We start from the raw sequence: 4,069 nt of genomic DNA on the forward strand, positions 1-4,069 counted from the left end.
GATGGCGTTGTTACATCCAACATTGAGTCGTCTGATACTCCGCTATCGCGGGCAAGCCCGCTCCCACAGGGTTTGTTCGTCTTGCCTGGGATCTGCGTTCACCACAGATCCCTTGTAGGAGTGAGCCTGCTCGCGATGGCGTTGTTACATCCAACATTGAGTCGTCTGATACTCCGCTATCGCGGGCAAGCCCGCTCCCACAGGGTTTGTTCGTTTTGCCTGGGATCTGCGTTCACCACAGATCCCTTGTAGGAGTGAGCCTGCTCGCGATGGCGTTGTTACATTCAACATTGAGTCGTCTGATACTCCGCTATCGCGGGCAAGCCCGCTCCCACAGGGTTTGTTCGTCTTGCCTGGGATCTGCGTTCACCACAGATCCCTTGTAGGAGTGAGCCTGCTCGCGATGGCGTTGTTACATCCAACATTGAGTCGTCTGATACTCCGCTATCGCGGGCAAGCCCGCTCCCACAGGGTGTTCGTTTCAGCTTAGACCCAGCTCTCGCCAGATCCGCAATACCTGCCGGCGTTCCTCGGCAAACTGGTCCCCCGGGATCACCCCGGCATCCTTCTGCAACGCCTGCCGGTGGGCGGCGGAGCGGTAGGCTTTATAAGCCTCGCGCAACAGACTGGCATCTTCGGCAGGCATCAGCCCTTCGTGCTCCAGTTCTTCCAGAATGCGGATGTTATCGGTCCAGCGCAGCAATGGCGGGTGGCTTTGCGACCACGCCAGAGCCGCGTATTGCACCATAAATTCAATATCGACGATACCTCCGGCGTCCTGCTTGAGGTCAAACGGCGCCGAGGCCTCGAAGGCATTTGCCGCGGTACCGGCAGCGGTGCTCTTGCTGCCAAGGTTGTCGCGCATCTTGGCACGCATCTCGCTGACTTCTTGTTGCAGCTTCGCCAGATCCCGGGTTTTGCCCAACACTTGCGCCCGGACCTTCTCGAACGCCTGCCCGACATCCTGGCTACCAACCAGCACCCGCGCCCTTACCAACGCCTGATGTTCCCACGTCCAGGCTTCATTTTCCTGATAGCGGGCAAAAGCACCGAGAGAGCTCACCAGCAGCCCCGACGCACCGGACGGCCGCAAGCGCATATCCACTTCATACAGCTGACCGGAGTTGGTCTGCGCCGTCAGCAAGTGAATGATCCGCTGCCCCAGACGGGTGAAGAACTGTGCACCATCAATCGGTTTCGCCCCATCGGTTTCCGCCTGTGGATCGCCGTCGTGGATGAACACCAGATCCAGATCCGAACCATGCCCCAGTTCCAGACCGCCGACTTTGCCGTAACCGACAATAATGAAGCCCGGATCGCACAAAGTGCCGTCAGTACGCAGCGGTGTGCCGTATTTGGCTACGGTTTGACGCCAGGCCAGCGCCAGCACTTGCTCGAGAATCGCCTCGGCCAGCCAGGTCAGATAATCGCTGACTTTCATCAACGGCAGGCTGCCTGCGATCTCCGAGGCAGCAACGCGCAAACGGTGCGCCAGTTTGAAATGCCGCAGGGCTTCCATCTGTTGTTCGAGGTCGTCTTCGGGAATCCGCGTCAGGCGCTCGCGCAACTCGGCGGCCAGTTCCGGCGCCAATGGCGGCTTGAACAGCCGACCCTCGTTGAGCAGCTCGTCGAGCAGCAGCGGGAAACGGGTGATTTGCTCGGCAATCCATGGACTGGCCGCGCACAGAGTCAGCAAGCGCCGCAGCGCGCCGGGGTTCTCGGTCAGCAACACCAGATACGCCGAACGCCGGGCGACCGCTTCGACCAACGGTAGCACCCGCTCCAGCACCAGATCCGGATTGGCATGCTCCACCGCCTGCGCAATCAGGCGTGGAATAAACGCATCGAGACGCTCACGCCCCAGACGCTGCATCGCACGCAGTTGCGGGCTGCCGCGCAAACCGGCCAACGCCTTCAGCGCCTTGCTCGCATCAGTGAAGCCGCCCTCTTCCAACTGGCGGCAAGCAGCTTCCTCGTCCTGCGCTTCTTCCCACAGCGGCAGCCATTCACCGCCAACCACCACTTCGCTTTCGGCACCCTCTTCTTCGTCAGGGTCAGCGATCACCTGCGCGAAGTGCCAGGCCACACGGCCACGCCAGAACATCAGTTTTTCGTGGAACGCCTGCCAATCGGCGAAACCGAGCATGAAGGCGATACGCGCCTGATCCTGAGCGCCATCCGGCAGCATTTGGGTCTGACGATCGGCAATCGCCTGGATCGCGTGCTCGGTGTAACGCAGGAATTCGTAACCTTCACGCAACTCGCTGATCACCGCTGGTGGCAGATAGCCCTGCCCTTCCAGTGTGCTCAATACTTTTAATAGAGGACGTTGCTGCAGACTCAGATCACGCCCGCCGTGAATCAACTGAAACGCCTGTGCGATGAACTCGACTTCGCGAATGCCACCGGAACCCAGCTTGATATTGTCGGCCATGCCTTTGCGCCGCACTTCCTGCTGGATCAGTTGCTTCATGGTGCGCAGCGCTTCGATCGCCGAGAAATCCAGATAACGCCGATAAACGAACGGTCGCAGCATGTCGAGCAACTGCGCGCCGGCCGCTTGATCGCCGGCCACCACCCGCGCCTTGATCATCGCGTAGCGTTCCCAGTCGCGGCCCTGATCCTGGTAATACTGCTCCAGCGCATTGAAGCTCAGCACCAGCGCGCCGGACGAACCGTACGGGCGCAGGCGCATATCGACGCGGAACACGAAGCCATCGACGGTCATCGGATCAAGCGCTTTGATCAGGCGCTGACCGAGACGGATGAAAAACTCCTGGTTATCCAGCGCACGTTTCACGCCGACGGTTTCGCCGCCCTCGGGGTAGGCAAAAATCAGATCGATGTCCGAGGACAGGTTCAACTCGACCGCGCCGAGCTTGCCCATGCCGAGGATGACCATTTGCTGCGGCTCGCCGCTACGGCGCCCGGTCGGCGTACCGAATTGCTGGCAATGGCGGCTGTACAGCCATTGATAAGCCTGATCGATGCTGGCGTCGGCCATGTCCGAGAGGTCACGGCAGGTCTGCACCAGATCGGCCTGACGATTGAGGTCGCGCCAGATAATCCGTACTTGATGCCGTGCGCGCTGACGGCGCAAGGCACGGCCGAGTTCGTCTTCGTTCTGCGCCTCGTTCACCGCAGCGGCGATCTGCGCGCACAACTCACCCGGCGCGAAGGCCCGGTCGAGTTCGCCGGACTGCACCAGCGAGAGCAACATCAAAGGGTCACGAACGCTCTGTTCAATGACGAAATCGCTGGCGGCGCTGACGCGGGCGAACTGCGCCCGGCGTTCCGGCGTCCAGTTCGCGAAGCCGTGATCGTCTTCCAGCGCGGCGACCGCCGTACGGAACGACTGCTCTGATCGAGTGACCAACGGCAGGAGGATAGCGGGCAGTTCGGCAAGCGCGGGCAGGGTCATGGTCTATCCTTGATCGGCGTGTAAACGGCCGCTTGTAGTGATTGGTGAAAACCCGCTACGCGATGGACTGTCGAACAAAAGTTAGAAATAGCTGAAATTTCTTTCATCTTGGCAGCGAACATCAAACTTTCACCTTTTTCGGATGGTAAAAGACCAACCTTAACGATTATTCTCACAACGCAGCCGGAGGCCACAAGCCATTCTTCTGTAGTTTTACTACTCGTCTATACATTCGAAAGGCTGAAATGCCGGAAGATTTGTAGTAAAACTACACGCCGCCGGAACAACCTATCGGCAATCCAAGAATTTTAAATCGTCTGCCCACAAGGCCAGTCGCAAACTCAGGCAACCGATTCTGGAAGCCTTTCCGCCCTGGAGCAAGCCATGCAAGACCTCGATCCCGACGAAACCCAGGAATGGCTGGACGCCCTGGAATCGGTTCTCGACAAAGAAGGCGAAGACCGTGCTCACTATCTGATGACCCGTATGGGCGAACTCGCGACCCGCAGCGGCTCGCAGTTGCCTTACGCCATCACCACGCCTTACCGCAACACGATTCCGGTTACCCACGAAGCACGCATGCCTGGCGACCTGTTCATGGAACGCCGCATTCGCTCGCTGGTACGCTGGAACGCGATGGCCATGGTA

General features: G+C 59.5%; 1 protein-coding gene and 1 pseudogene. One reads left to right on the plus strand and one right to left on the minus strand.

All coding sequences use genetic code 11. From position 1 onward, the window contains the following. Window positions 1–481: 481 nt before the first annotated feature. The gene (glnE, locus tag ACIOZM_RS18180; RefSeq protein ID WP_401216185.1) at window positions 482–3,421 is read right to left on the minus strand and encodes a bifunctional [glutamate--ammonia ligase]-adenylyl-L-tyrosine phosphorylase/[glutamate--ammonia-ligase] adenylyltransferase; all 2,940 of its coding nucleotides are present in this window, start codon (window positions 3,419–3,421) and stop codon (window positions 482–484) included. Between the two features lie 384 nt (window positions 3,422–3,805). Here glnE and ACIOZM_RS18185 point away from each other — a divergent pair. Next, a pseudogene (locus tag ACIOZM_RS18185) lies at window positions 3,806–4,069 on the plus strand (pyruvate dehydrogenase (acetyl-transferring), homodimeric type); the annotation flags it as partial.

It is taken from the genome of Pseudomonas sp. NPDC087346, assembly GCF_044744235.1.
In the GTDB taxonomy this organism is placed as follows: domain Bacteria; phylum Pseudomonadota; class Gammaproteobacteria; order Pseudomonadales; family Pseudomonadaceae; genus Aquipseudomonas.